Below are 579 nucleotides of genomic sequence, written 5' to 3'. Positions count from 1 at the left end.
TTGGAGCGCACATAGACCTGGGAGGCCGGGTCTTCGCCGACCAGAACCACCGCCAGGCCCGGGGTGATGCCGTTTTCCTCTTTCAGCCGCGCCACATGCTCGGCCACCTGGCCGCGCACCTTGGCCGCAAAGGCCTTGCCGTCAATCAGAGTTGCTGCCATTTGATCTCTTCCTTGTTGCCGCAGGCCGGAAGCCTGCCTATTCCTCGCGAATGACCCGCGCCTCGCGGGCAATCGACCAGTCCACCAGCTGCCGCCACAAGTCTTCGATCAGATCGGGGTCAAGCCCCTCTCCTTCCGCGGCGGCGCGGGCATTCATGACCACTTCCTCCACCCGTGCCGGGATCCGCGCCGGCCAGCCATTGAGCTGCTTCAGTTCGGTGGCCCGGTCGATATAGCCGGCGCGGACGGCCAGCAGGGCGATCAGGTCCCGGTCGAGCCGGTCAATCTGGGCCCGCACCTCTGCCATCGACTGGCAGTCCTGCGGCGGTGTTTCTGTGCTCATGTCTTAAAACTCTTGCGGCCCGGGGTGCTCCCCCGGGCCGCAAAAAGCGCATTTTGCGTCTTAGAACAAGCCTTC

General features: G+C 64.6%; 2 protein-coding genes. Both read right to left on the bottom strand.

Features of this window, described 5'->3' with window-relative positions; genetic code table 11:
• On the bottom strand, positions 1-161 hold a 161-nt coding region (locus RA20_RS22935; RefSeq protein ID WP_039134600.1), incomplete at its 3' end, for a tetrahydrofolate dehydrogenase/cyclohydrolase catalytic domain-containing protein.
• A gap of 37 nt (positions 162-198) precedes the next feature.
• A complete protein-coding gene (locus RA20_RS22930; protein WP_039134597.1) occupies positions 199-504 on the bottom strand; it encodes a chorismate mutase in 306 nt (101 codons plus the stop codon).
• Positions 505-579 lie beyond the last annotated feature (75 nt).

The sequence above is a fragment of the Leisingera sp. ANG-Vp genome (assembly GCF_000813725.1).
Lineage (GTDB): Bacteria > Pseudomonadota > Alphaproteobacteria > Rhodobacterales > Rhodobacteraceae > Leisingera.
Note: the sequence above shows the minus strand (reverse complement) of the source record. Positions and strands in the feature narration are given on the sequence as shown.

What these genes read in the sequence shown, in the direction of transcription:
- RA20_RS22930 (WP_039134597.1), bottom strand. Translation starts at nt 504, where the DNA reads ATGAGCACAGAAACACCGCCGCAGGACTGCCAGTCGATGGCAGAGGTG.